The sequence below is a fragment of the Lactobacillus agrestimuris genome (assembly GCF_943193025.1).
Lineage (GTDB): Bacteria > Bacillota > Bacilli > Lactobacillales > Lactobacillaceae > Lactobacillus > Lactobacillus agrestimuris.
Genome location: NZ_CALPCQ010000007.1, coordinates 48,917 through 73,205, shown reverse-complemented (window position 1 = coordinate 73,205; position 24,289 = coordinate 48,917). Strand labels below are relative to the sequence as shown.

Annotated in this window: 19 protein-coding genes; 3 read left to right on the top strand and 16 right to left on the bottom strand. The window is 35.9% G+C overall.

The genetic code is table 11. From position 1 onward, the window contains the following. Positions 1–211 precede the first annotated feature (211 nt). The 12 genes from NFR82_RS03385 to NFR82_RS03330 all read right to left on the bottom strand — a co-directional run bounded on the left by NFR82_RS03385 (position 212) and on the right by NFR82_RS03330 (position 16,265). Complete coding sequence (locus NFR82_RS03385; protein WP_251716822.1) at positions 212–1,585, bottom strand: DEAD/DEAH box helicase; 1,374 nt, start codon at positions 1,583–1,585, stop codon at positions 212–214. Beyond that, entirely contained in the window at positions 1,566–2,525 is a 960-nt protein-coding gene (locus NFR82_RS03380; RefSeq protein ID WP_251716866.1) for a DHH family phosphoesterase, read from the bottom strand. Before NFR82_RS03380 ends, NFR82_RS03385 begins: the two co-directional genes overlap by 20 nt. 68 nt (positions 2,526–2,593) lie before the next feature. Further along, positions 2,594–3,718 (bottom strand): DNA polymerase IV, encoded by a 1,125-nt coding sequence (dinB, locus tag NFR82_RS03375; protein WP_251716820.1) that lies wholly within the window; start codon positions 3,716–3,718, stop codon positions 2,594–2,596. After that, positions 3,711–5,162, bottom strand: a complete 1,452-nt coding sequence (zwf, locus tag NFR82_RS03370) for a glucose-6-phosphate dehydrogenase (RefSeq protein ID WP_251716818.1) — start codon at positions 5,160–5,162, stop codon at positions 3,711–3,713. Before zwf ends, dinB begins: the two co-directional genes overlap by 8 nt. Positions 5,163–5,266: 104 nt before the next feature. Continuing rightward, the gene (gene yajC / locus NFR82_RS03365; RefSeq protein WP_251716816.1) at positions 5,267–5,680 is read right to left on the bottom strand and encodes a preprotein translocase subunit YajC; all 414 of its coding nucleotides are present in this window, start codon (positions 5,678–5,680) and stop codon (positions 5,267–5,269) included. A gap of 78 nt (positions 5,681–5,758) precedes the next feature. Further along, on the bottom strand, positions 5,759–6,775 hold the full coding sequence (gene ruvB, locus NFR82_RS03360; protein ID WP_420908729.1) for a Holliday junction branch migration DNA helicase RuvB: 1,017 nt from the start codon (positions 6,773–6,775) through the stop codon (positions 5,759–5,761). Between the two features lie 52 nt (positions 6,776–6,827). Beyond that, positions 6,828–7,427 (bottom strand): Holliday junction branch migration protein RuvA, encoded by a 600-nt coding sequence (gene ruvA / locus NFR82_RS03355; RefSeq protein ID WP_251716814.1) that lies wholly within the window; start codon positions 7,425–7,427, stop codon positions 6,828–6,830. 4 nt (positions 7,428–7,431) lie between these two features. Then, positions 7,432–9,342 (bottom strand): DNA mismatch repair endonuclease MutL, encoded by a 1,911-nt coding sequence (gene mutL, locus NFR82_RS03350; protein ID WP_251716806.1) that lies wholly within the window; start codon positions 9,340–9,342, stop codon positions 7,432–7,434. A gap of 2 nt (positions 9,343–9,344) precedes the next feature. Continuing rightward, a complete protein-coding gene (gene mutS, locus NFR82_RS03345) occupies positions 9,345–11,909 on the bottom strand; it encodes a DNA mismatch repair protein MutS (protein ID WP_251716862.1) in 2,565 nt (854 codons plus the stop codon). A gap of 173 nt (positions 11,910–12,082) precedes the next feature. Continuing rightward, positions 12,083–13,717, bottom strand: coding sequence for a chaperonin GroEL (groL, locus tag NFR82_RS03340; protein WP_251716804.1), 1,635 nt, complete (start codon positions 13,715–13,717; stop codon positions 12,083–12,085). A gap of 44 nt (positions 13,718–13,761) precedes the next feature. Next, entirely contained in the window at positions 13,762–14,046 is a 285-nt protein-coding gene (gene groES / locus NFR82_RS03335) for a co-chaperone GroES (RefSeq protein WP_251716803.1), read from the bottom strand. 272 nt (positions 14,047–14,318) lie between these two features. Beyond that, the gene (locus tag NFR82_RS03330; protein ID WP_251716801.1) at positions 14,319–16,265 is read right to left on the bottom strand and encodes a sucrose-specific PTS transporter subunit IIBC; all 1,947 of its coding nucleotides are present in this window, start codon (positions 16,263–16,265) and stop codon (positions 14,319–14,321) included. 237 nt (positions 16,266–16,502) lie between these two features. Here NFR82_RS03330 and NFR82_RS03325 point away from each other — a divergent pair, with 237 nt between their 5' ends. Together NFR82_RS03325 and NFR82_RS03320 are read left to right on the top strand one after the other, a co-directional pair. After that, the gene (locus NFR82_RS03325) at positions 16,503–17,960 is read left to right on the top strand and encodes a sucrose-6-phosphate hydrolase (protein ID WP_251716799.1); all 1,458 of its coding nucleotides are present in this window, start codon (positions 16,503–16,505) and stop codon (positions 17,958–17,960) included. Between the two features lie 11 nt (positions 17,961–17,971). Then, positions 17,972–18,958, top strand: a complete 987-nt coding sequence (locus NFR82_RS03320; protein WP_251716797.1) for a LacI family DNA-binding transcriptional regulator — start codon at positions 17,972–17,974, stop codon at positions 18,956–18,958. Between the two features lie 45 nt (positions 18,959–19,003). Here the strand turns inward: NFR82_RS03320 and NFR82_RS03315 are convergent, their stop codons facing one another. The 4 genes from NFR82_RS03315 to NFR82_RS03300 all read right to left on the bottom strand — a co-directional run bounded on the left by NFR82_RS03315 (position 19,004) and on the right by NFR82_RS03300 (position 22,068). Beyond that, on the bottom strand, positions 19,004–19,987 hold the full coding sequence (locus NFR82_RS03315) for a class III bacteriocin (protein WP_251716795.1): 984 nt from the start codon (positions 19,985–19,987) through the stop codon (positions 19,004–19,006). A gap of 109 nt (positions 19,988–20,096) precedes the next feature. Continuing rightward, positions 20,097–20,837, bottom strand: a complete 741-nt coding sequence (locus NFR82_RS03310; protein WP_251716793.1) for a LiaF transmembrane domain-containing protein — start codon at positions 20,835–20,837, stop codon at positions 20,097–20,099. Continuing rightward, entirely contained in the window at positions 20,834–21,289 is a 456-nt protein-coding gene (locus NFR82_RS03305; RefSeq protein ID WP_251716791.1) for a LytTR family DNA-binding domain-containing protein, read from the bottom strand. The genes NFR82_RS03310 and NFR82_RS03305 overlap by 4 nt, the downstream gene beginning before the upstream one ends. Positions 21,290–21,420: 131 nt before the next feature. Beyond that, the gene (locus NFR82_RS03300; protein ID WP_251716789.1) at positions 21,421–22,068 is read right to left on the bottom strand and encodes a redox-sensing transcriptional repressor Rex; all 648 of its coding nucleotides are present in this window, start codon (positions 22,066–22,068) and stop codon (positions 21,421–21,423) included. Positions 22,069–22,255: 187 nt separating this feature from the next. On the opposite strand from NFR82_RS03300, the gene NFR82_RS03295 reads away from it, so the two are divergent. Beyond that, entirely contained in the window at positions 22,256–24,187 is a 1,932-nt protein-coding gene (locus NFR82_RS03295; protein ID WP_251716787.1) for an ABC-F family ATP-binding cassette domain-containing protein, read from the top strand. Positions 24,188–24,289 lie beyond the last annotated feature (102 nt).

Genomic DNA, 24,289 nt, shown 5'->3' with positions numbered 1-24,289 from the left:
TTCTTATTGATAATGGGCTAAAGGAGCACTGTCTGAAGTTGATTAAGCTCTCTCACCACTAAGCTCTCTCTTTGAAATTCAATCTTTAAACAGCATATCTTAAGCTGAGAATAATTGTACTACAAAATCCTCGTCTGTCAAAGATCTTGTTTAATTCGTAATAAAAAATAGCGAAGAAAATATCTCCGCTATCAATTAAATAAATCCAAACTTAGCGTCCTTGTTCGCGTTTACGTTTTCTTAAACGCTTAGCCTTACGCATTTCATGACGTTGTTCAAGCTTACGCTTTTGACGATTATCAGCCTGAATTGCACGTTTAATCTTCTTCTTGTAACCAGGCTTACGCTTACGTTTTTGCTTTTTAACTAAGCCCACCATCTTGTTATCAAGCTTTCGACTCTTAGCTTGACGCTCATCACGGCTATGGTGATGCTTACGCGCTACTAGCTCTCCATTCTTAATTTCAACAAAGTCAAAATGAACACCCATCTTTTCAAGTTCTTCAATCCGGTTCATTTCTTCTTCATGAATAAGAGTCACTGCATGTCCTGGTAAACCGTTACGACCTGTACGGCCAATTCGGTGAATCACAAATTCAAGATCACGAGGCACTTCATAGTTAATAACTAGACTAACACCATCAATATCAAGTCCTCTGGCCGCTAAATCACTGGCCACTACATATTGATATTGACCTTGCTCTACTTGACGTAAAGTTCGCTTTCTCTCACGTTCAGTAATACCACCGTGAATCTTAGCAACTTTCATCCCTTGTGCTTGCAAATATTCAGTAATTTCATCAACTTTTTGCTTAGTATTAGCAAACACCAAAGCAAGATATGGTTGTCCCATTGTTAAAAGCTTTTGCAAAATTTGCTTCTTATCCTTGGAACCAACGTCTAACAAATCATTCTTGATAGTTGGAGCAATAATTGCTGGATTATCAATAATAATTTCTTCAGGTTTATCCATGTACTTACGCAAAAAGTTAGATAATTTAACAGGAATGGTTGCTGAAAAGGCAGCAAATAAAACATCCTTTGGAAGCTTAGCCGCTACTTTATCAATATCTGACAAGAATCCCATATCTAAGGTCATGTCGGCCTCATCGATAATGAAGTCTTTTACATGGTCAACTGGGAAAATCTTCTTATCCACAAAATCAAGCAAACGTCCTGGAGTTGCAATAATTAATTGTGGCTTCTTATTTTTAATTCTCTCAAGTTGACGCTCTCGATCAGTCCCTCCAGCTAAGTGAGCAATTGAAATTTCAATTCCTGAAGCCTTTCTAAGACTCTTGGCCACTTGATAAAGTTGATCGGCAAGTTCTCTACTTGGCGCAGTAATGATTGCTTGAACATAGTTTTGATTTTCATTAATATCATTAAAAACTGGAATCAAATATGAATGAGTCTTACCTGAACCAGTTGCTGCTTGAACAACTACATTAGTCTTACTAAGAAGTACAGGAATTACTTTTTCTTGAACCTTAGTTGGACTAGTAAACTTAATTTCTTTTAAACCTGCTTGAATTTCAGGTCTAATTCTTGAATCTTCAAAAATATTATTTTTCATGGTTTTCATAGTATTTCTTTGTTACTTCAACAACTTCATCAAAGATTTGCTTTACTTCATCCATGTCGGCAGCATTGGCACCCGAAGCAAGTGCATGACCACCACCATTATGCTTAGCTGCAAGTTGGTTAATAACTGGAGCCTTTGAACGGTAGTGAACACGGAAAGTACCATCCGGCTTTTCAACAAAGACGTTCCAAGCCTTAATATCCTTGATTCGACCAGGTGTAGAAACAGTTACATCTGCTTGATCTTGCGAAATGCCTAAATCCTTCATATCTTTTTGTGTCAAAATAGCGTATGCTGCACCACTTGGATCAATCTTCATGTAATCAAGTACAAGAGCTTGAAGCTTGGCTTGGGCAAAAGTTACATCACTAATATTTCTAGCAATTTCAGTTAAATCAATACCGGTTTCAGCAAGTTGCTTAGCCACTTCAAAAGTATGAGCTGAAGTTTCTGGGTACATAAAGCGTCCAGTATCACCTACAATACCAGCATAAAGTGGGTAGGCAACTTCCTTGGTAATTTCAAAACCTTCGGCATTCAAGAAATCAACTACGATTTGTGAAGCTGCTGGTGCATCAGGATCTACATAGCTCATATCAGCGTAATCATCAACATTTGGGTGGTGATCAATCTTAATCAACAAGTCACCCTTGTCATAGTTCTTGTTTGAAATTCTTGGAGTATTTGCGGTATCAGTAGTAATTACCAAAGCACCTTGATAATCACTTTCCTTTACATCATCCATAGTGTTAATCCAGGCCAAGTCACCTTCATCATTTTCACCAGCGCAAAGAATCTTCTTATTTGGAAACTTTGCCTTTAAAGCTCTAGCCAATCCGGCTTGTGATCCAATTGCATCTGGATCAGGATTAGTGTGACGATGCAAAATAATAGTTGGATATTCTTCAATCTTCTTATAAATTTCATCAAAAGTACTCATATTCATATTTTCAACTTCTCCTTTTTCATTAACCTTTAGTTTACCAGAAAACTCATTTCTTCGTTGTATTATTCTAAAGTAGAGAAAAGATTTGTTTCCTCATATTCTTCTGTTCTTAAATTAGTTACCGAAATTCCTAACAAACGAATTCCACGATTCAAAAATTCAGGTAACTCAAGAAAAATATCTTTAGCTTCTTGGTAAATAACTTCACTATTAAAAGTTGATTTAATTAACGTTTTCCTACGAGTAATAGTTTTAAAATCTGTATCTCGAATTTTGAGAACGACACATTCCGTTCTCATCTTTTTTTGCTTCAAAATATCTGAAATTTCTTCACTAAATTTTTTTAGATGCTTAAGTGCAAGCTGTTCTGAAAAAACACTTGGCTCAAATGTTCTTTCCTTACCAATTGATTTCCGTTGTCTATTCCATTCAACCGGACTCAAATCAATCCCTCTTGAATGCATCGCCATTACATAGCCAAACCTTTTGAAATTATCAATCAGCCACTTAACACTCTTTTGTTGTAAATCGGCTCCGGTATTAATACCTAGTTCACGTAATACAGGTTCGGTCTTTTTACCAATCCCGTGGAACTTACTAATATCTTGTTTAGCTAAAAAATCTATTGCTTCGTCTGGCAGAATAATTGTTTTACCAAACGGCTTAGCATACTCAGACCCCATCTTAGCCAAAAACTTATTATAAGAAGCTCCATAAGAACTAGTTAAGCCGGTCTCTCGATAAATTTTCTCTTGAATATAATTACCTAATTTAACAATTGAGTAATCACCTAATTTATTTTTGGTGACATCGAGATAAGCTTCATCTAAAGAAACTGATTGAACTTTATCAGTTACTTCATGCATAATCTCGTGAATTGTTGCTGAGACAGCACGATATTTTTTGAAATCCGGATCAAGAAAAACTAGTTGATCCTCTGGGACTTTTTGAACAGCCTTAATCGCTGGCATCGCGCTACCAACACCATATTTTCTTGCAATATAATTAGCAGTAGTAATCACTCCATGTCCATGATGTTTCCTGGGATCATGAGCAATGACCAGTGCCTTTTTCCTATATTCAGGATGATCACGCATTTCTACTGAAGCGTAAAAGGCATCCATATCCAGATGGATTATCCGGCGATGGATGTCATTTTGGGGTAATAAATTCTCTTGATTATTCATAAATCCAGTGTGCTGTTGCACATTCAAAGATATCGTTAGCTTCTTTTGGTCCCATTCGGTAAGGAATATATTGTGGAATATCAGGCTTTCCCGACTTATTTTCTTCATCCCAAGCTGATTCTACCGCATCAATGAATTGCCAATAGCGCTTAAGTTCACTCCATTCAGTGAAGTTAGTTGAATCGTTTACAATTACATCATGAAGCAATCTTTCATAACCATCTGGAACTTGCGCAAGTTCTTCTTTAGAAAAAGTATAATCAAGATTTTCACGACGAATACCTGGTTCACTGATTCTCTTACCATTAATCGTGATAAAAATTTCACTCTTCGGATCAATTACAATTGTAATATTGTTTGAATGAGCCTTTCCGTATGGAGTATTAATATGCTTCAAAACAATATCGATTCGATTCTTCTTTTCCTTGAATTCTTTACCTGTTCTAAAGTAAATTGGCACACCCGCCACTGGTCCTTCAGTAAACTTAACTTCACCAGCCGCAAAAGTTTCAGTAGTTGAATTTTCATCAACATTTGGCTCATTCTTATAAGCAAAAGTAGTATCACTACCTGCATATTGACCACGAACAAAGTGCTTTTTAATTACATCTTTATCTGGAATAATTAAACTATCGAGTAACTTTTTCTTAGCCTCGTGAATGCTTGCTGCTGAAATATCTTTAGGTTCAGGCATAGCTAGTAAAGTAATAATTTGGAAAATGTGATTCTGAACCATGTCACGAAGTGCTCCAGAGGTTTCATAATAACCCCCACGCGCTTCAACACCTAATCTTTCAGCCAAGGTTACTTGAATATTTTGAATATTATCAGAATTCCAAATATTCTTAATTAATGGATTGGTAAAGCGTAAAGGTAAAATATTTTGCACCATTTCCTTACCTAAATAGTGATCAATTCGGAAAATTTCATTTTCCTTAAATGAAGCAGTAATTTGCTTGTTTAACTCTTCAGCCGAAGCAAGATCACGACCAAATGGTTTTTCAACAACAATTCGATTGAATCCAGAACCAGTTAAATGTTGATCATTAATATGTGTAGCAATTGTGCCAAAGAATCTTGGTGCCATTGCCATATAGAATAATCGATTCCCTTGAGCACTATATTTTTCATCAAGATCATGTGCTAATTGCTTTAAAGTTACATAATGTTCAACATTAGTAACATCGTGTGATTGATAGTAAAAATGACTGGCAAATGCGCTAATCTCATTTTCGTCAACAACTTCATGAGTTTCATGAATTGCATCTGATACTTGTTCACGCAAATACTCGTGAGACCATGGGCGACGTGCAGTTGCAATCACCGCAAAGTTATCATGAATTAAACCTTGTTCATAAAGATTGAACAAAGCAGGATACAATTTTCTATGTGCTAAATCGCCACTACCACCAAAAAGTATCATAACTAAAGGTATATTCTTCATTGTTGATCCCCCTGACAATTAATCATTAAACTATATATATTCTACAACAAGTATTTTTCAAGCAAAATAAAAAGCGTCATTTCGACGCCTTTATTAATATTTTTTTATTCTTCTGTTGATTTATCTTCTGAAGTTTCAGGAGCCTTTTCTTCTGCCTTTGGAGCCTCTTCAACTTTTTCGTTTGATTCAGTCTTATCAGCATCATCTTCGTATGCTGGAGTAGCAGGAATGATTTGACGAACAGCCATTCTGCTGAAAGTTAAGTAGATTCCATCAGCATCAACAACAACAGTCTTGTCCTTATCATTAATTGAATCAATCTTAGCGTGTAAACCATCTACTAAAACAACGTGGTCACCCTTCTTTAATTGATCCATCATTTGCATTCTCTTTTGTTGTTGCTTTTTTTGTGGACGAATCATACCAAAGTAAGTAAAAGCAATTAAAATGATGAATAAACCAATCATCATAAGATTATTACCACCAGCTGCAGTGTTTGCCAAAAATACAGTATTCAAATTTTTCACCTCATAAATAAAATTAATAAATAAATATACGCGTTATTACAATTATACAAAAAGTATTGATAATTTACACTAATCTTCTTGCGGAATTGGTAGGCCTAATTGAAGATAAGCCTTTTTAGTTGCTACACGACCTCTTGGAGTTAATAAAAGGAATCCATTTTGTAATAAATATGGTTCATAAAGTGATTCAATCGTTTCAATATCCTCACCAATATTAGCTGCAAGAGTTTTAATTCCAACTGGACCACCCTTATAACTTTCAATTAAAGTTCTCAAAATCTTACGGTCAGTTTGATCAAGACCTTCGTTATCAACTTGCAGTTGCTTTAGAGCATGAGAAGTTGTTTCAAAAGAGATAGTATCTTCTCCCTTTACTTCCGCAAAATCACGTACCCGCTTTAAGAGTCTGTTGGCTACTCTCGGGGTACCACGAGAACGTCTAGCTAATTCAACTGCGGCCTCAGGGGAAATTGAAGTATGGAAAACATCACTTGATCTTTGAATAATTTCTTCTAATTCTTCAATTGTGTAGTACTGCATATGTTCCACAATACCAAAGCGATCTCGAAGTGGAGCAGATAATTGTCCAGCAAGAGTTGTGGCCCCAATTAATGTAAATGGAGGAAGTGGAACGTGAACAGCATGTGTTGTTTCACCTTCACCAATCACAATATCTACATAAAAATCTTCCATTGCAGAATAAAGAACTTCTTCAATTGGCTTTGATAGACGGTGAATTTCATCTATAAAAAGTACATCCCCAGGATCAAGATCGGATAACAAGGCAACCAAGTCACCGGCTTTTTCAACTGCTGGACCACTTGTACTCTTAAGCCCAACGCCCAATTCATTAGCAATTACAAATGCTAAAGTCGTTTTACCAAGTCCTGGCGGACCGTAAAGCAACACATGATCTAAAGCCTCATCACGCTGCTTAGCCGCCTGGATATAAATCGACATATCTTTTTTCACACGACTTTGACCTAAATATTGATCTAAGCTTTGAGGTCTAAGTGAAAGTTCAACTCTTTCCTCATCTTCCCCTTCGACTTCACTAGAAGTTAAAAAGTCGTCTCTATCTGTCACAAAATTCACTTCCCCATAAAAAATACAGTAGATCCATTATACCAAATTGTAACTACTTCTTAAGCAGTAACGCCAAACCTTTTTTAATATATTGATCGGCAGTATCTAGTTCAAGTTTTTCAAGCTTTGGAGTAATTCGATCAACTTCTTTTTGAGTATAACCAAGTGCTAAAAGCGCTAATAAGGCATCATGAAGGGCTGGACTTACATCTGAACTTGTTTCAACCTTATCAGTTCGATCAAGTCGACTAATATAATCTCCAAGTTTACCCTTAAGATCAAGCACAATTTGTGAGGCGGTCTTCTTTCCTACTCCAGGGAAACGAGTTAAATACTTCACTTCACCTTGTTCAATTGCTTCTGCTAAAGAATCACTATCTTCTGCGGCCATAATTGCTAAAGCAGATTTCGGTCCAATTCCACTTACACTAAGGAGCTTAAGAAAGAGACCTTTGGCCTTTTGACTTTGAAAACCATATAAAGTAAAGCCATTATTATCACTAAAGTTTTGCTCAATATATATCTTGGCTTTTTCTCCTTCTGTATAAGCAAAAGGAGTTGGACTATAAACTTTATATCCAACACCATTAACATTTACCACAATGTAGGCTGGTGTCACTTCGGCAATTATGCCTTCAAAAAATTCATACATTTATTTAATCATTCCTTTTAAACATTTTGCGAATATCATTTTGGCTTATTTTTACAAGTACAATTCGGCCATCAGCATCATGATATGGATCAGCTGTTTGACGCAAGTCTGATAAAATTTGCTTCGCCTCTACTGCATTAAGTTTATTTTTGCTGGCAATTTTTTTATGGGCTTCATCAGCGGCCACACGAATAAAAAAGTTTTCCTTTTTACCTGCATCAAGATTAAGAAAAATATCTAAAATATGTCTAAGAGATGTTTCAATTTCACCATTAATCCAAGTTGGATAAGATCTAACAATAAAACTGTTATCGCCAAAAATATCCAGATAAATTCCCAGTTTTTTAATTTCATCCAAATTATCCTTAATTTGAAGAAAATCAAGCTTACCGAATTCTAAAATAATTGGTGTTAAAAGTCCTTGTTGAGGAATCTTTTTTGAATTCATAACTTGACGAATTTTTTCAAACTCCAATCGTCTTCTAGCAGCAACCTGATCAACTAAGTACAAGTCGCCTTTGTTCTGTGCAAGAATATAGGCATCCATCTGACCCAAATACTCTAATTCAGTTAAATTACTAGCTAAAGTTTCATCTCCAGAAGTAATTACTTCCGCATCAACTTTATTATTAAATGGAGTTAATGCTATTTGCTTTTGAACATTTTCATCCCAACTAGCAGTAATGACATACTTATCGTTTTCTTGTGGCTTATTTATATCAACATAATTTGGTGCGGACTTATCTGATTCAACTTCATCTATGTGCTTGTCCTGTCTGATAATAGCCTTATTTTCTTCACGAACTTCCGCAGGTTCATCAGCTTTTCTTTTTGTATCCACAACGGACTTGTTTAAATTAAACCGTAATTGATCAACAATATCATCGCTTCGACCATTTTCAATCGCTTCAAATGCGTTAATTTGAGTATCTTTTTCAATTAAAGTGTCACTAATCGCCTTAGTGATAAGCCGACTAAGCTCTTTTTCTTTTGAAAGTCTAACTTCTTGTTTGGTTGGGTGAACATTTACATCCACTAATAAAGGATCAACATGAATATCAATTACAATAATTGGATAATGCCTAGGACCTAATTTTGAGCCATAGCCATCAATAATCGCAGAGGTAAGCTGATAATTACGAATGTAACGACCATTCAACAAAATGGAAATATAATTTCTAGTTGAACGGGTTAACTCAGGCTTCGACATTAAGCCATCTACCTTAAAGTCGCTATCCTTTTCTTCAAAAGAGGTCATCTTTTCAGCAGTTGAACGACCATAAATATTCGCTACCGTTTTCTTAAGATTTCCATTACCAGGAGTTCTCAGTAAAATTTTCCCTGCATTAGCTAAACTAATTGAAATCTGTGGATAACCTAAGGCAATTCGATTAACAATATCCACAATTTTCATCATCTCAGTTCGCAGACTATTCAAATACTTTAATCTTGCTGGAGTATTGAAGAAAAGATCCTTAACCGTGATTTTAGTCCCCTTACTTGCTCCAGCATCTTCTTGACTAAGCTTTTTTCCTGCGCTGAACTCTGCTCTTGTTCCGACTTCATTATTGTCATTAGTTAAAATCTCAACATGAGCAACGGCAGAAATCGAAGCTAAAGCTTCTCCGCGAAATCCTAAAGTAGCAACATTAAATAAATCACGTTCATTATTAATTTTACTGGTTGCATGTCTGGTAAAGGCCAAATCAATTTGGTCTGGGGCAATCCCTACCCCATTATCTTGAACTACGATTTGCTTTAAACCACTGTCGACCACATCGATTCTAATTCGACTAGCACCAGCATCGATTGAGTTTTCTACCAATTCTTTAACTACACTGGCCGGTCGCTCAATAACTTCCCCAGCAGCAATTTGATTAGTTAAATTCTCTGATAATTCATGAATTTTTGCCATGATTAATTATTTTCATCCTTCAGATCTTCTTGCCAATTGGCAACTAACTGCATCACTTCTAGTGGAGTCTTATCAGCTAAATATAAGTCAGAAATTTGATCTAAAACGTTTTGTTTAGCACTTGATTCTTCAGCTTCGATCGACTCAGGTTCTTCAGCTGGTTTTGCAAATAAATCAAGTTGTTCACTTGCTGGCCCCAATTCGCTAGCTCCTTGAGCTTCAAGGCGTTTAAGTAATTTAGTTGCCTCTCTTAAAACTTTAGTTGGAAGTCCTGCAAGTTGAGCAACATGAATACCATAACTTTGATCTGCTGGTCCTGGAAGAATCTTATGTAAGAAAATCAACTTACCATTTTCTTCAGTAGCACCAACGTGAATATTCTTCAAATGCTCCAAAGTCTTATCCATATCAGTTAATTCGTGATAGTGGGTTGCAAATAAAGTCTTAGCTCCAACCTTATCATGTAGATATTTAACAATTGCCCCAGCAAGCGCCATTCCATCATAAGTTGCCGTTCCTCGACCGATTTCATCAAATAAGACTAAACTTCGTTTGGTAGCATATTGCAAGGCTTCGTTAGCTTCACTCATTTCAACCATGAAGGTACTTTGACCTGAAATTAAATCATCAGCTGCCCCAATTCGCGTGAAGATTTGATCAAAAATTGGCAATTCCGCACTATCTGCAGGGACAAAACAACCGATTTGAGCCATAACTGCTATTAGGGCCATTTGTCTCATATAAGTACTTTTACCTGACATATTTGGTCCAGTAATCAAGAAGACATCAGTATCTTCTGGCATTTTTACATCGTTTGGAATGTAGGAACCTTCGACCATTACCTTCTCAACTACAGGGTGACGACCAGCCTCAATTTTGATATTTTGATTTTCGGTATGCAGGACTGGACGACAATAGTTATTTTGTTCAGCTACTGTTGCAAAACCAGTATAGACATCCAGTTCGGCTAGTTGATTACCAAGTTTCTGTAATTCAGGGATGTATTTCTTGATATCTTCACGTAATTTGACGAAAATATCATATTCCAAATCAGTTGAACGATTTTGGGCTTCCATGATTAGGTTTTCATGCTCTTTAAGCTCTGGAGTAATGTAACGTTCAGCGTTAGTTAAGGTTTGCTTGCGAGTGTATCGATCTAATGGAACCTTGCTCTTATTACCATTTGAAACTTGAATGTAGTAACCAAAGACTTTGTTATAACCAACCTTTAAGTTTTCAATTCCGGTTTTTTGACGTTCATCTGCTTCCATTTGTGCAAGCCACTGCTTACCATTGTTCATTGCACTACGGTAGCGATCAAGTTGTGCATCAACGCCCTCTTTGATAAGCCCACCTTCTGTAGTAAGAATTGGCGGATCATTAACTATAGTTGAAGAAATCATCTCTGAAATGCCCTGAAGCGGATCAACTTTTTGAGCAAAATCAGTTAAATTTTCATTACCAGACTCTCTAAGTGCATCTAAGATTGCTGGGACTGCATTAAGTGAGCGTGAAAGTTGCAAAAGTTCTCTTGCGTTTACATTTCCGAAAGCAATTCGACCTGTCAATCTCTCTAAATCATACACGCCTTTCAAGGCATCAATGATATTTTCGCGGGTGAAGTACTCGTCTAACAAGGCCTGAACCATATTTTGACGATGATTAATTTCATCAATGGAAAGAAGTGGACGTGCGAGCCATTGCTTTAAAAGACGGGCTCCCATTGCAGTATGAGTTTTATCAATTACCCAGAATAAAGAACCCATCTTCTTGCCAGTCTTAGCTGAAGAGACTAATTCTAAATTATTCTGAACCACATGGGACATTTGCAAATACTGATTTACTTCATAACTTTTAGCAATTTGAAGGTGGGCTAAGCTACGCTTTTGAGTAGTTAACAAATAAGCAACTAATTGCTTAACTGCGGCCTTCTCCGCAGAATTAGTTAAACTTTGTTCAACGTAAGAGATTTCTGCATGTTCACCTTCAACTGAAACAGGAGCCGACACAATAATGTTGGCCTTTTTCAAGAAGTCCTTATTCTTTTCGGATAAATTACCTGCATAAACCACTTCACGAGTTCTTAATGATAATAATTCATTCGATACAGACGCAAAGTCCTTTAAGTGTGTGGCATATACTTCACCTGTAGATAAGTCGCTGTATGCTAAACCGAATCCTGACTTAGTTGTCACAACAGAAGTTAAATAATTAGATTCATTAGCATCATTAGGGCCTTCATTCATCATTGTGCCTGGTGTAATCAATTGAATTACGCCACGTTTAACCATCCCTTTAGCGGCTCTAGGATCTTCAAGCTGCTCAACCAAGGCAACCTTATAACCTTTTTCTACCAAAGTGTTTACGTATGAATCAACAGCCATATGAGGTACTCCGGCCATTGGAATTGGGTTCTCAGATTTATTTGAACGGTGAGTTAAGGTTAATTCTAAAATTTGTGCACCCTTAACCGCATCATCTTCAAAAAGTTCGTAAAAATCCCCTACCCGATAAAATAGAAAGGCATCTGGATATTGCTTTTTAATCTCATAATATTGCTCCATCATTGGAGTTGTACTTGTTTTAGCCAATCGGAACCCCTCTTTCTTTTTAGCTAGCTTACAATTAATTATTATACGACAAAAATTCAAGCAAAAAAAAGACCGCATATGCGGCCTTTTTTAATTTGATATTTATATCAATTCTAATCGCTAAAACGTTAAGAATTTTTATAAACTAACTACATTCCCATACCTGGTGCGCCTGCTCCTGGCATACCTGCAGCTGGTGCGTCATTCTTTTCTTCAGGAATATCAGCAACAACGGCTTCAGTAGTAAGAAGAAGTGCAGCAATTGATGCAGCGTTTTGAAGAGCTGTACGAGTTACCTTAGTTGGATCGATAATACCAGCTTCAACCATGTTTTCCCACTTGCCAGTTGCAGCGTTGTAACCAATTTCGTTGTCTTGGTGTTCAAGCTTATCAAGGATTACTGATCCTTCTTCACCAGCATTTTCAGCAATTTGACGAACTGGTGCACTCAATGCACGAAGAACAATGTTAATACCAGTTTGTTCATCTTCACTGTCGCCCTTAACTTCGCGAACTGCCTTTTCTACGTTTACTAAAGCAGTACCACCACCAGCAACGTAACCTTCGTCAACAGCTGCACGAGTTGAGTTCAAGGCATCTTCGATTCTGTAACGACGTTCCTTAAGTTCAGTTTCAGTAGCAGCACCAACGTGAATAACAGCTACACCACCAGTAAGCTTAGCAAGACGTTCTTGTAACTTCTTCTTGTCGAAGTCTGAAGTAGTTTCTTCAATTTGCTTTCTGATTGAGTCTTCACGTTCCTTAATAGCGTTCTTGTCACCAGCACCATCAACAATAGTAGTTGAATCCTTGGTAATAGTTACACGACGTGCTTGACCTAATTGATCAATCTTAGTGTCCTTAAGTTCAAGACCTAAATCTTCAGTAATTACAGTACCACCAGTTAAAGCAGCAATATCTTCAAGTTGAGCCTTACGACGGTCGCCAAAGCCAGGAGCCTTAACAGCTACAACGTTGAAAGTACCACGAATCTTGTTTAATACAAGAGTTGGAAGAGCTTCACCAGTAACATCATCAGCAATGATTAATAATGACTTACCTTGTTGAACGATTTCTTGTAATAATGGCAAGATATCTTGGATGTTTGAAATCTTCTTGTCAGTAATCAAAATGTATGGGTTATCAAGGTCAGCTTCCATTTTATCGTTGTCAGTTACCATGTATTGTGATAAGTAACCACGATCGAATTGCATACCTTCAACTACTGATAATTCAGTGTTAATACCACGTGAATCTTCAATAGTAATTACACCATCGTTTCCAACCTTTTCCATAGCGTCAGCAATTAAATCACCAACTTCTTTTGATGCTGAAGAAACAGCAGCAACGTTAGCAATTTGATCCTTTGATTCAACTTTGTGGCTAATCTTGTGAAGTTCATCAACTGCAGCATTAGTAGCCTTTTCAATACCGCGACGAATACCTACAGGGTTAGCACCAGCAGTAACGTTCTTCATACCTTCACGAACGATAGCTTGAGTTAAAACAGTAGCAGTAGTAGTACCATCACCAGCGATATCATTAGTCTTTTGTGCAGCTTCTGCAACAAGCTTGGCACCTAAGTTTTCAAAGTGATCCTTAAGTTCAATTGACTTTGCAATAGTAACACCATCGTTAGTAATGTCAGGACTACCGTAAGTTTGTTCCAAAACAACGTTTCTACCCTTCGGACCAATAGTAGTCTTAACAGTATCAGCTAACTTATCAACACCCTTTAATAATGAGCGTCTTGCTTTTTCTGAGAATTTAATATCTTTAGCCATAAATGTATACCTTCTTTTTTAGAATTTTGAATTTAAATCAGAAATTATTTAACGATTGCCAAAATGTCTTTTTCTTGAAGGACTAAGTACTTTTCGCCTTCGTATTCAACTTCTGAACCAGCGTACTTGTTGTACAAAACAGTATCACCTTTTTGAACAGTCATAGGAATCTTTTCACCGTTTGATGAGTAAGCACCTTCACCAACAGCAATTACTTCACCTTGTGTAGGCTTTTCCTTAGCGTTAGAAGCAAGGACGATACCTCCAACAGTTTTTTCTTCTTCATCTTTTACTTTTACAATTACGCGATTACCGATTGGTTGTAACACGATTTGTCCCTCCTGTTTTTTTCAATTTTATTTTTCTTCTTTGAGTTTTAGCACTCTTTTCTATCAAGTGCTAACTTACAATTAAAATAATAACTTGTTTTTAATTAGAATGCAAGCAATTTGAATAAAAAATTAGCACTTTGTTTATAAGAGTGCTAATTTTTTATAACTATATTAAATATCAACAAAAAATGGCATTCCACATAGGAATACCATTAGAAATATATATTGTTACTTTTTTGACTTTGAGGAGTAGTAAATAATAAGTCTAATTACTCATGAGCGGTTACAGCAATCAAATTATCACCATGCTTATCGCCAGCATCTGTAATACGTTGAACATTAGCATAGTTTGCAGTGTTAGTAATCACAACCATAACAGTTGTGTCATAACCAGCTTCCTTAAGAGCTGCCATATCAGCAGTTCCAAGCTTGTCGCCCTTTTTAACTCTTTGACCTTGCTTTACAAAACTTTCGAAGTGTTGCCCCTTCAAGTTAACTGTATCAAGACCGATGTGAATTAAGACTTCTGCACCGTCATCTGACTTAATACCATATGCATGCTTAGTTTCGTATGCAATTGTAATTGTACCTGAAACAGGTGAGTAAATATTATTGTCACTTGGGATAATAGCTGCACCATCACCCATAAGTTTTGCTGAAAAGACTTGATCATTAACCTTAGTCAAACTTTCTGGAGTACCATCAACTGGTGAAGCAATGATTTCATCCTTTAAAGCTAAAGCTTCTTTACCAACTTTTTCAGCCTTTTGAGTTTCTTCAGCGTAGTCAGTTGCATCATTTACTGGAACGTCTTGTCCTGCAACTTCTTCTTGCATATGCCCCTTACCGTAAACATAAGTCAAAATAAAGGCAACTGCGAAACTGATTACTACTGAAACGGCCCACATTGGGATGTTCTTTGGCACGATTGAAAGGAATCCTAAGAATCCGGCTGACCCAAGTGCTGCGGCAGTAACATGCATAAATCCTGCAAAAGCAGCTGCCACACCTGATCCGATTAAAGCACAGAAGAATGGGAACTTGTACTTCAAGTTAACACCGAATAATGCTGGTTCAGTAATACCTAAAAGTGCTGAAACACCAGCTGAAGATGACAGACCCTTGATTTTCTTATTCTTAGTTAAGAAGTAAACTGCAAAAGTTGCGGCACCTTGAGCAACGTTAGCCATACATGCTGTTACAAATATAAAGTCACCTGATCCGTGTCCTTGAGCAAATTGGGCAAGAAGTTGTGTTTCAACTGCTGGAAAACTTTGGTGAAGTCCAGTAGTAACAATGGCTGAGTAAGTCAAACCAAAGACACCCATACCAAAGGCACCAGTAGTATTGTAAAGCCATACAATAGCATCAGTGATTAAATCAGATACACCTTTGAAGACTGGACCGATAATTGTAAAGGTTAAGAATCCAGTAATCATAATTGAAAGAAGAGGTGTAAATGTAAAGTCGACGGCTGATGGTAACCACTTGTGAAATTTCTTTTCCAAGAAAGCAAGTACCCAAACAGCAACCAAAACTGGAATTACTTGGTATTGATAATTCGTTTGTGGCACATTAAAGCTAAAAATATGCCAGAATTTATCAGCACCACCAAGGCCTGGCGTGGTCATAATCATACCAATTGTTGCACCTAGGAATTGGTTAGCACCAAACCTTTTCGCTGCCGACATACCAACTAAGATCGGCATAAAGATAAATGGTGCTGCTGACATAACTTGAATTATACTTGACCAGCTGGCAATGCTTGGAACCATTTGAACTACTGATTTTGGTCCAAACAAACCTGGTGAGGTCAAGAAATTGTTCAATGCCATCAACAAACCACCAGCAACTAAGGCTGGAATGATTGGTACGAAAATATCAGATAAAAGCTTGATGAAATCCATTACAGGATTCTTCTTTTGACCTTCTGCTGCTACCTTCTTTAAATCGTCAGTTGATAATTCCTTAAGTCCAGTAATATTAATGAACTCATCGTAAACATCGTTTACATCCCCTGGTCCAATAATTACTTGGTACTGGCCATTAGTTTTAAATGTTCCCTTTACATCAGGATCATTATCTAAGGCTTTTTGATCTACTTTTGAATCATCTTTCAACACAAGTCGTAAACGAGTAGCGCAGTGTGCTGCCGCAATGATATTATCGCGTCCAACATCTTTAATTACTCGTTCCGCTACCTTTCTATGGTCCATATATATCCTCCCTTTAGCAGCTTTTTGTAACCGCTTAACTTTTTCTCAATAACTATGATAGCGTATTCTTATAATATGTCAATCGTTTATCACAAAAATATTTAAAAAGTTTTGCATACGAGCTAATCTTTCCATAAAATGATCATTTAACAATATGATAAACGTTTGACATATTTTGACATGTTAATTACAATAATCATGTAAATAGATAACGCTTTCATGGAGGGATATCATACTATGGAATGGACAAGAGAAAAAAGATACTTACCTTATAAAGATTGGGATGCTGACACTTTACTTCACTTGCAAGCTCAAGCAGCAAACTCTCAATATCAAATGCACTACCACTTGCGCCCTATCTCAGGATTAATTAATGACCCTAATGGATTTTCATACTTTAATGGTGAATATCATGTTTTTTATCAATCATATCCATTTGGACCAGTTCATGGATTAAAATCATGGGTCCACTTTAAATCAAAAGACTTAGTTCACTGGCAAAATCTTGGTTTAGCTGTTGAACCGGACTGTAAAGCTGATTCTCACGGAGCATATTCAGGAAGTGCTAAAGAAATTGACGGCAAACTCTTCCTTATGTATACCGGTAATCACCGTACTGAAGATTGGGAGCGTATCCCTTATCAAGTTGGTGCTTGGATGGACCAAGATGGCAAGGTAAAAGATAAGACCATCCTATTTAGAAATCCTGACCATATCACTGAGCATTTCCGTGACCCACAAATAATTGAAAGAAATGGTCACTACTATGCAATCATTGGCGCTCAAGATAAAGAAAATCAACATGGTCACATTGATATTTGGCGCTCAAATGATTTAAAAAATTGGGAAGAATTAGGCTTCCTTCACTTTTCAGATGACGACATGGGCTACATGATCGAATGTCCAAATTTAATTTTTGTTGATGAAAAACCTGTTTTAATCTTCTGTCCTCAAGGATTAGACAAGTCAGTTGCAGATTATGACAACATTTATCCGAATATGTATGTCATTGGTGACGACATTGATCTCGATAACTGTGAATTAATTAATCCATCTAAGCTCAGAAACTTTGATGAAGGATTTGATGTTTATGCCAGTCAAGCCTTCAATGCACCCGATGGCAGGGCCTATTCAATAAGTTGGGTTGGACTTCCTGATCTTACTTATCCAACTGATAAAGAAAATTGGGCAAATTGCTTGAGCCAAGTAAAAGAATTATCAATTAAAGACGGTAAATTGATTCAAACGCCTGTTACAGCAATGGAATCTTTACATATTAATGAAAAAGAATTAACTAATTCAAAATTAGAACTTGATTCTAGCAATCAATACGAACTTAAGTTAAACATTAAAGCAGAACAAATCGGAAATTTAAGATTAGCTGCAAGTAATGAACTTAAACACAGCTTGTTAATTAACTTCGATACCAAAAATGGTAAACTTACTCTTGATCGTTCAAACTGTGATCTAGAAGTAGCAACTGACTATGGTACAACCAGAAGTGTAAAGCTTGCTCCAAATAGTGATTTGTCACTAGATATCTTCGTTGATCATTCAGTAATTGAAGTATTCGTTAACAATGGTGAAGCTGTCTTAACAGGTAGATTCTTTAATAATCCTAATAATCATAGGATTAGCTTCGACAAGGAAATTAAATATTCTGGAAAAATCTGGGATATGCAAACAATCTTATAAAAGAGGAATTTATGGTCGCAAAACTTATTGATGTCGCAAAAAAAGCGGGTGTTTCTGTCACCACTGTTTCAAGAGTAATTAATAATCATGGCTATTTAAGTGAAAAGACTAAGCAAAATGTCTTCAAAGCGATGAAAGAATTGAATTATCAGCCCAATTCGCTTGCCCGCTCACTTCATGGAAAGAAGATGCATCTAATTGGTGTGATATTTCCAAGCATAACCAATCCACTCTTTGCTCAACTTATTCAGGAAATTGAAAATTGCTTGTTTGCACAAGGTTACAAAATAATCTTATGTAATGCTGGAAAAGATAAAGAAAAAGAGCGTGAATATATCAAGATGCTCTTAGCAAATCAAGTTGATGGAATCATTGCAGGTGCACACAATCTCGGAATCGATGAATATCGACAACTTGGTTTACCGATTGTCTCATTCGATCGAAGGCTATCTGATAATGTACCGATCGTCAGTTGTGATAATTATCAAGGAATTAAACTTGCAGTTCGAGATTTAATTCAGGCCGGCTGTAAAAATATTTATTTCCTGGGAAATAAACAGACTAAAGGTAATCCAACCGATGATCGATTAAAGGCCTACTTAGATACCATTAAGGAGGCAAATATGGAATCTCACATTTGCTCTGTTTCCTTCGGCGATTCCCCACTTTTAAAAAATATGACCATTCACCAAATGTTGGCCGATGATCATCCCGATGGTGTTGTCTGTACAGATGACTTAACTGCAATCTTGCTCATCCAAGAAGCAAAAAAGATGGACATCGATATTCCAAAAGACCTTAAAGTAATCGGATTTGATGGTACAGATGAAATTCAAACTTACCATTCCGAACTTTCAACTATTGCTCAACCAATCTCAGAAATGGCAGCTTTACTAGTCAAACTTTTGCTTGAAAGAATTGATAATCCAAGTAAAAAGCTCAGTCAAATGCATTATAAATTCCCAGTTAAATTAATTAAAAGCAAAACAACTGCATAAAATAAAAGGAATGATTCAAACTGAAATGAATCATTCCTTTTTGCTTTAATTACCAAAGCCTTGAACTTTATATACTCTGTTCTTCAATGTAGTTAAATCACTTTTTTCATGATATGCTACGGTAAGATAGATATTATTAGGATCTAAAACCTGAATACTTTCAAATTCAGTTACATAACCAAAGGCATTAAGCGCATGTTCATCATCTAAGTTAGCTACTTCCCACTTATCTGAATCTGTACATCCCCATGGAATTTTTACAATTTGACGAGGCTTACCTTCTTTAGCAAAACCTAAAAAGTTTCTTTGAGGTCCTAATTGACATGAAACATAGACATTATTGTCTTCATCGATATCATAACCTTGGACAGATGGAATTAAGTTAGTGTTAAAGTTAGGAATATTAAAAGCACCAATACAATGTAAATTCTGAATATTCACATCCAAAGCATTTGCCTCTGCTTCATCTAAAGCTTGATTTACTTCATCCAAATTATATAAAGCAAAGTGTCCAGTATGATTCAAGTCAATGCTAGCAATCATAAACTTCTTATAATCTGGTGAAACTGCAGCTTCCAAACGTTCTAAATCTTTCCCTGGATAAGCTACACTCCCATCTCCATAGCCAGATCCCGCACGATTTAAATACGATAAACGCGGTATTTGCGTATTACTATCAAATTGAAGTGGGGCATCTGCTAAATTAACTCGTGCAATTTGGGTATCCCAAAGGGTACTGCCATGTTGCTTAGGCTTTGTTCCAATAAACCAGCGATTTTCTTTTCCTGCATAAGTCCAAGTTTGTGTATGGCCTCCTGCCATGCCTGTTAAATAAACTATAGGATTATCTTCATCAAATACTACATCTTTACCACTAGGAACTGCTCGATAAACAACAATATCTGTTTGCTTATGAAGTAGCTGCAAAGCATAAACATATTTTTCACCAACATCCGAAGCCTGAACGACTACATGATGCAAATTATCAAATTCATACAATAATTCAACATTGACATCTTTATTAATCATAATTCAACATGCTTTCTAATTTTCTCATTCAAAATCATAATCTATTTTCATTCTAAATGATTTACACGCATAAAACAAAAGTAAAGCCGCTAAATTCGGCTTTACTTTCCTAGATATAATTAATATTTACACTACTCATATTGGCTCTGCCCTGAATAATCAACTTAGGTCCACCGCCATTAGATAATCCTTTAGTTTCAAGGGATGACATCATGGGATTGATGTTGTTTTCAATTCCCCAAGTTGAAGGAAGATAGATATTAATCTCCGTCATAGTCACATTTAAAGTCATTGTGACAACATCGCCCAGAGCTTCAGCATCATCAAGATAAATATTGATATCCCCCATTTTTGCATTAACTGCGATTGTTTCTAATTCTTTTGAATGAATATAGCGGGATGCATCTGATAAAGATTGATCAATTACCACATGCGCACCGTTGTCATTACTTACCGTCTCAGTAAAGATATTATTTGATAAATTTTCTCTTTTTTCCCTAAAGTTCTTAATCTTTTTATTTGCATAAACGATCGTATGAAATCGATTGCGAAAGATAATTGAAAGCCCAATCGAAATTAAAACTGCCGCAAATAAAATTGTCCAAGGAACTAATCTAGTTATCTTCAACGGTTGTGCAAAAATCATCAGTAAGAACGCAATTGAAAATACCCATTCAGTAATTCTGCGATTAATAATTCCATCAATTAAACTAAGTGAAAAAATGATGGTTCCAACAATAGACCAAAAGCCTAATTTATAGGTCCACATGCCCATTTGATTTAAAACTACAAAGCTAGCACAGGCAATAAAAAATATGCCCCAAAATACTCGAGATACTTTATTTCTCATGATAGTCGTCTTCTTTCTTCTAAGCGATTACGCAATTCGCGATAATAATGTCTAGAAACATATACTGTCTTATATGAATCCTGAAACTTTATCTGACAATTTGAGATTGATCTAGTTAAAGCATATATTTGCTTCAAATTTAAAATAGTAGATTTAGAAACTCGCATGAAATCTCCACCCAAAATGTCTTCTAATTCATATAACTTGTATTTAACTTGATAAGAATCAGTCCTAGTATGTGCCATGACCACTTTACTGTCAGTTTCGAAAAAGAGGATATCGCTTAAATTTAAATAGTAAGAAATATTGTCTTTAAATGCTTCAATTTGATCAAGTTTCTTTTCTTTTTTTAAAAGCTGATATAAGCGTTCAACTTCTTCAGTCATTTTAGGAGCAGAAATTTTTACTTCTAAATCTTCTTGATCTGGATCAATTTCTAATTTAACCTTCAAGCTTATTCCTCCTTTCTTAACCTAATTATATTAAAGCAAGAATTTCGACTAAAAACTATCTGAGATAACCAAGTGGTAAATTTTTAACTCTAAGTGGTAAAAAAGCGACTACTTAATGTAGTCGCTTATAATTATAACTCTTCATCTTTCGCCTTATCTGAATCTAAGAAATAGATCAATGTTTGCAATTCTGTTGCCAAATCAACGTTTTGCACACGTACACTTGATGGTGCAGATAATCTAATCGGCGTAAAGTTCAAAATCCCCTTAATGCCAGCTTCAACCATTTCATCAGTTGTTCGCTGAGCTGAGCTTGATGGAACTGTCAAAATTGCAATTGAAATTTGTTGGTCACTTAATTGCTTCTTGAGCTCTTCCATATCGTAAACCGGAACACCACTAAGAATACGACCAGTAATTTCTTTATTAATATCAAAAGCGCATGAAATTCTAATATTATTACTACGCTTGAAGTTGTAGTTCAAAAGCGCACGTCCTAAATTACCTACACCAACAAGTGCCACATTAGTTAATGTATCTTGGTTTAAAATTTTCTTGAAGAACATCAACAAATTTTTAACATCATATCCATATCCACGTTTACCTAAGGCGCCAAAATATGAAAAATCTCTTCTAATTGATGCACTATCTACTTGAACTGCTTCAGCTAATTCCGTAGATGAAACCTTTGCTTTACCTTCCTCACTTAATATTAATAAGTAACGATAATAAAGCGGCAATCTTTTGGCCGTTGCCTTCGGTATCTTAATTTTATTCATAAATCATATGCCCCCAATATTACGGATGTTTGTGAATCTTTAAGCAAGTATATATATCATAACTATATTATAAAGCTATTTGCAAGTAATTTTTTCACAAAGGACTTGATTTTCATTAAAAATTGCAATAAATTGGTTTTTTAAACTATAAATACAGTATGTTAAAATATTTTTAGGTGAAAAAATTATGATTATTGCACAAGGGCACGATTTAGAACAACAATTTGGTGCCAATACTTTATTTAAAAATGTTAACTTTTCAATAGATTCAAATGCACGAATCGGCTTAGTTGGAGCAAACGGAGTTGGTAAAACCACCCTGCTTAAAATTATGACTGGCCAACAAGAAGCTACACGTGGTGAATTTATTGTCAATAAAGGAATCGATGTTGGTTATATCGCTCAGGAAAATGCTTTAAATGAAGAAAAAAGCATTTGGGATGAAATGGAAGATGTCTTTGCTCCTTTAATTAATAGGGGTAAAAAATTAACTGCTATGCAGGAAGAAATCGCCGAAAATCCAACTGATCAAGATTTACTTAAGCGTTATGACCAAATGCAGTTTGCTTTTGAACAAGACGGTGGCTATACTTACCAATCTGATATCAAAAGTATATTGAATGGGTTCAAATTTGGTGAAGAAACTTGGCAGAAGAAAATCGGTAGTTTATCCGGTGGTGAAAAAACCCGTTTAGCTTTTGTTAAATTACTGCTTAAAAAGCCACCTCTATTACTTCTTGACGAACCGACCAACTATCTAGATATGGATACTTTAGATTGGCTTGAAGGCTTTCTTAAGAATTATGATGGTGCTATTTTAGTAGTATCTCACGACCAATATTTCTTAGATCATTTAGCAACTCAAATTTTTGAATTACAATTTGGAAAATTAACTCAGTTCAAAGGAAATTATTCTCAATACCAAGCTGAACGTGAACTTCGTGATCGTCAACAAGAGGCTGCTTATGAAAAGCAACAAGAAGAAATCAAAAAAGAAGAGGAATTTATCCAAAAGAACTTGGTTCGTGCATCAACTACTAAGCGTGCACAAAGTCGTCAAAAGAAGCTGGATAAGTTAGATCGAATTAAACCACCTAAGTCCCAAAGTAAGGTTAAAATTCATTTCAACAGTGAACGACCTTCAGGAAAAGAAGTTTTAATTTTAAACGATCTATCAATTGGCTATCCTGAAAAGACTATGGTGGAGGATATCTCTTTCCAAATCAATAAGGGCGATCGTGTTGCGATCATTGGGCCAAACGGAATTGGTAAGTCTACTCTTCTAAAAACTGTGATGAAACAGCTTAAACCAAAAGCCGGCAGTATTAAATATGGTGCATCTCTTGATATTGGTTATTACGATCAAGAACTGCAAAGACTTGATCCGAGCCAAACAGTTCTTGATACCGTATGGGATCGTCATAAGACTATGCCTGAACGTGACGTTCGGTCAATCTTAGCAAGTTTTCTTTTTACTGCAAAGGATATTGATAAGACTGTTGGACAACTTTCAGGTGGTCAAAAAGCTCGTTTGACCTTAACTGTTCTTTCACTGGAACACGATAACTTCTTATTAATGGACGAACCGACTAACCACTTAGATATTGAAGCTAAAGAAGTCCTTGAAAAGGCCTTAAAAGATTATGACGGAACCTTGCTTTTCGTATCTCACGACCGTTACTTTATTAATCAATTAGCTAATAAGATTGTTTCTGTTCGTGATGGTCATGCCAAAATTTATGAAGGAAACTATTCATACTATCTTGATGAAAAAGCTAAGCAAGAGGCCGGTTTAACTCCTGGACAACCTGGAGATAATATTCAAGAAGCTGAACCAGTTAAACAAGTCAGCGAGCAAAAACTTTCTTACCAAGAACAAAAACAGCATGATTCACAAAAGAGAAAATTACAAAGAGCAATTGATAACGCTGAAAAGAAAATCGAAGAATTAGAAAAACAAGAAGAAAAAATTCAAACTGAAATGGCTAATCCAGAAATCGCTGCTTCTTTTGAAAAACTAGGTCCTTTACAAGAAGATTTAACTGAAGTACAGAATAAGCTTGATCAAGCAAATAGTGATTGGGAAAAAGCAATTGAAGAATTAGATAAATTTGAATAAAAAAGAACCCCTGAAAAGTTTGTAAGCTTTTCAGGGGTTTTTTGTAGCAAAAAAGGAGTTCTCTTTCGAGAACCCCTTTTTCATTGAATAATCTTAATGATT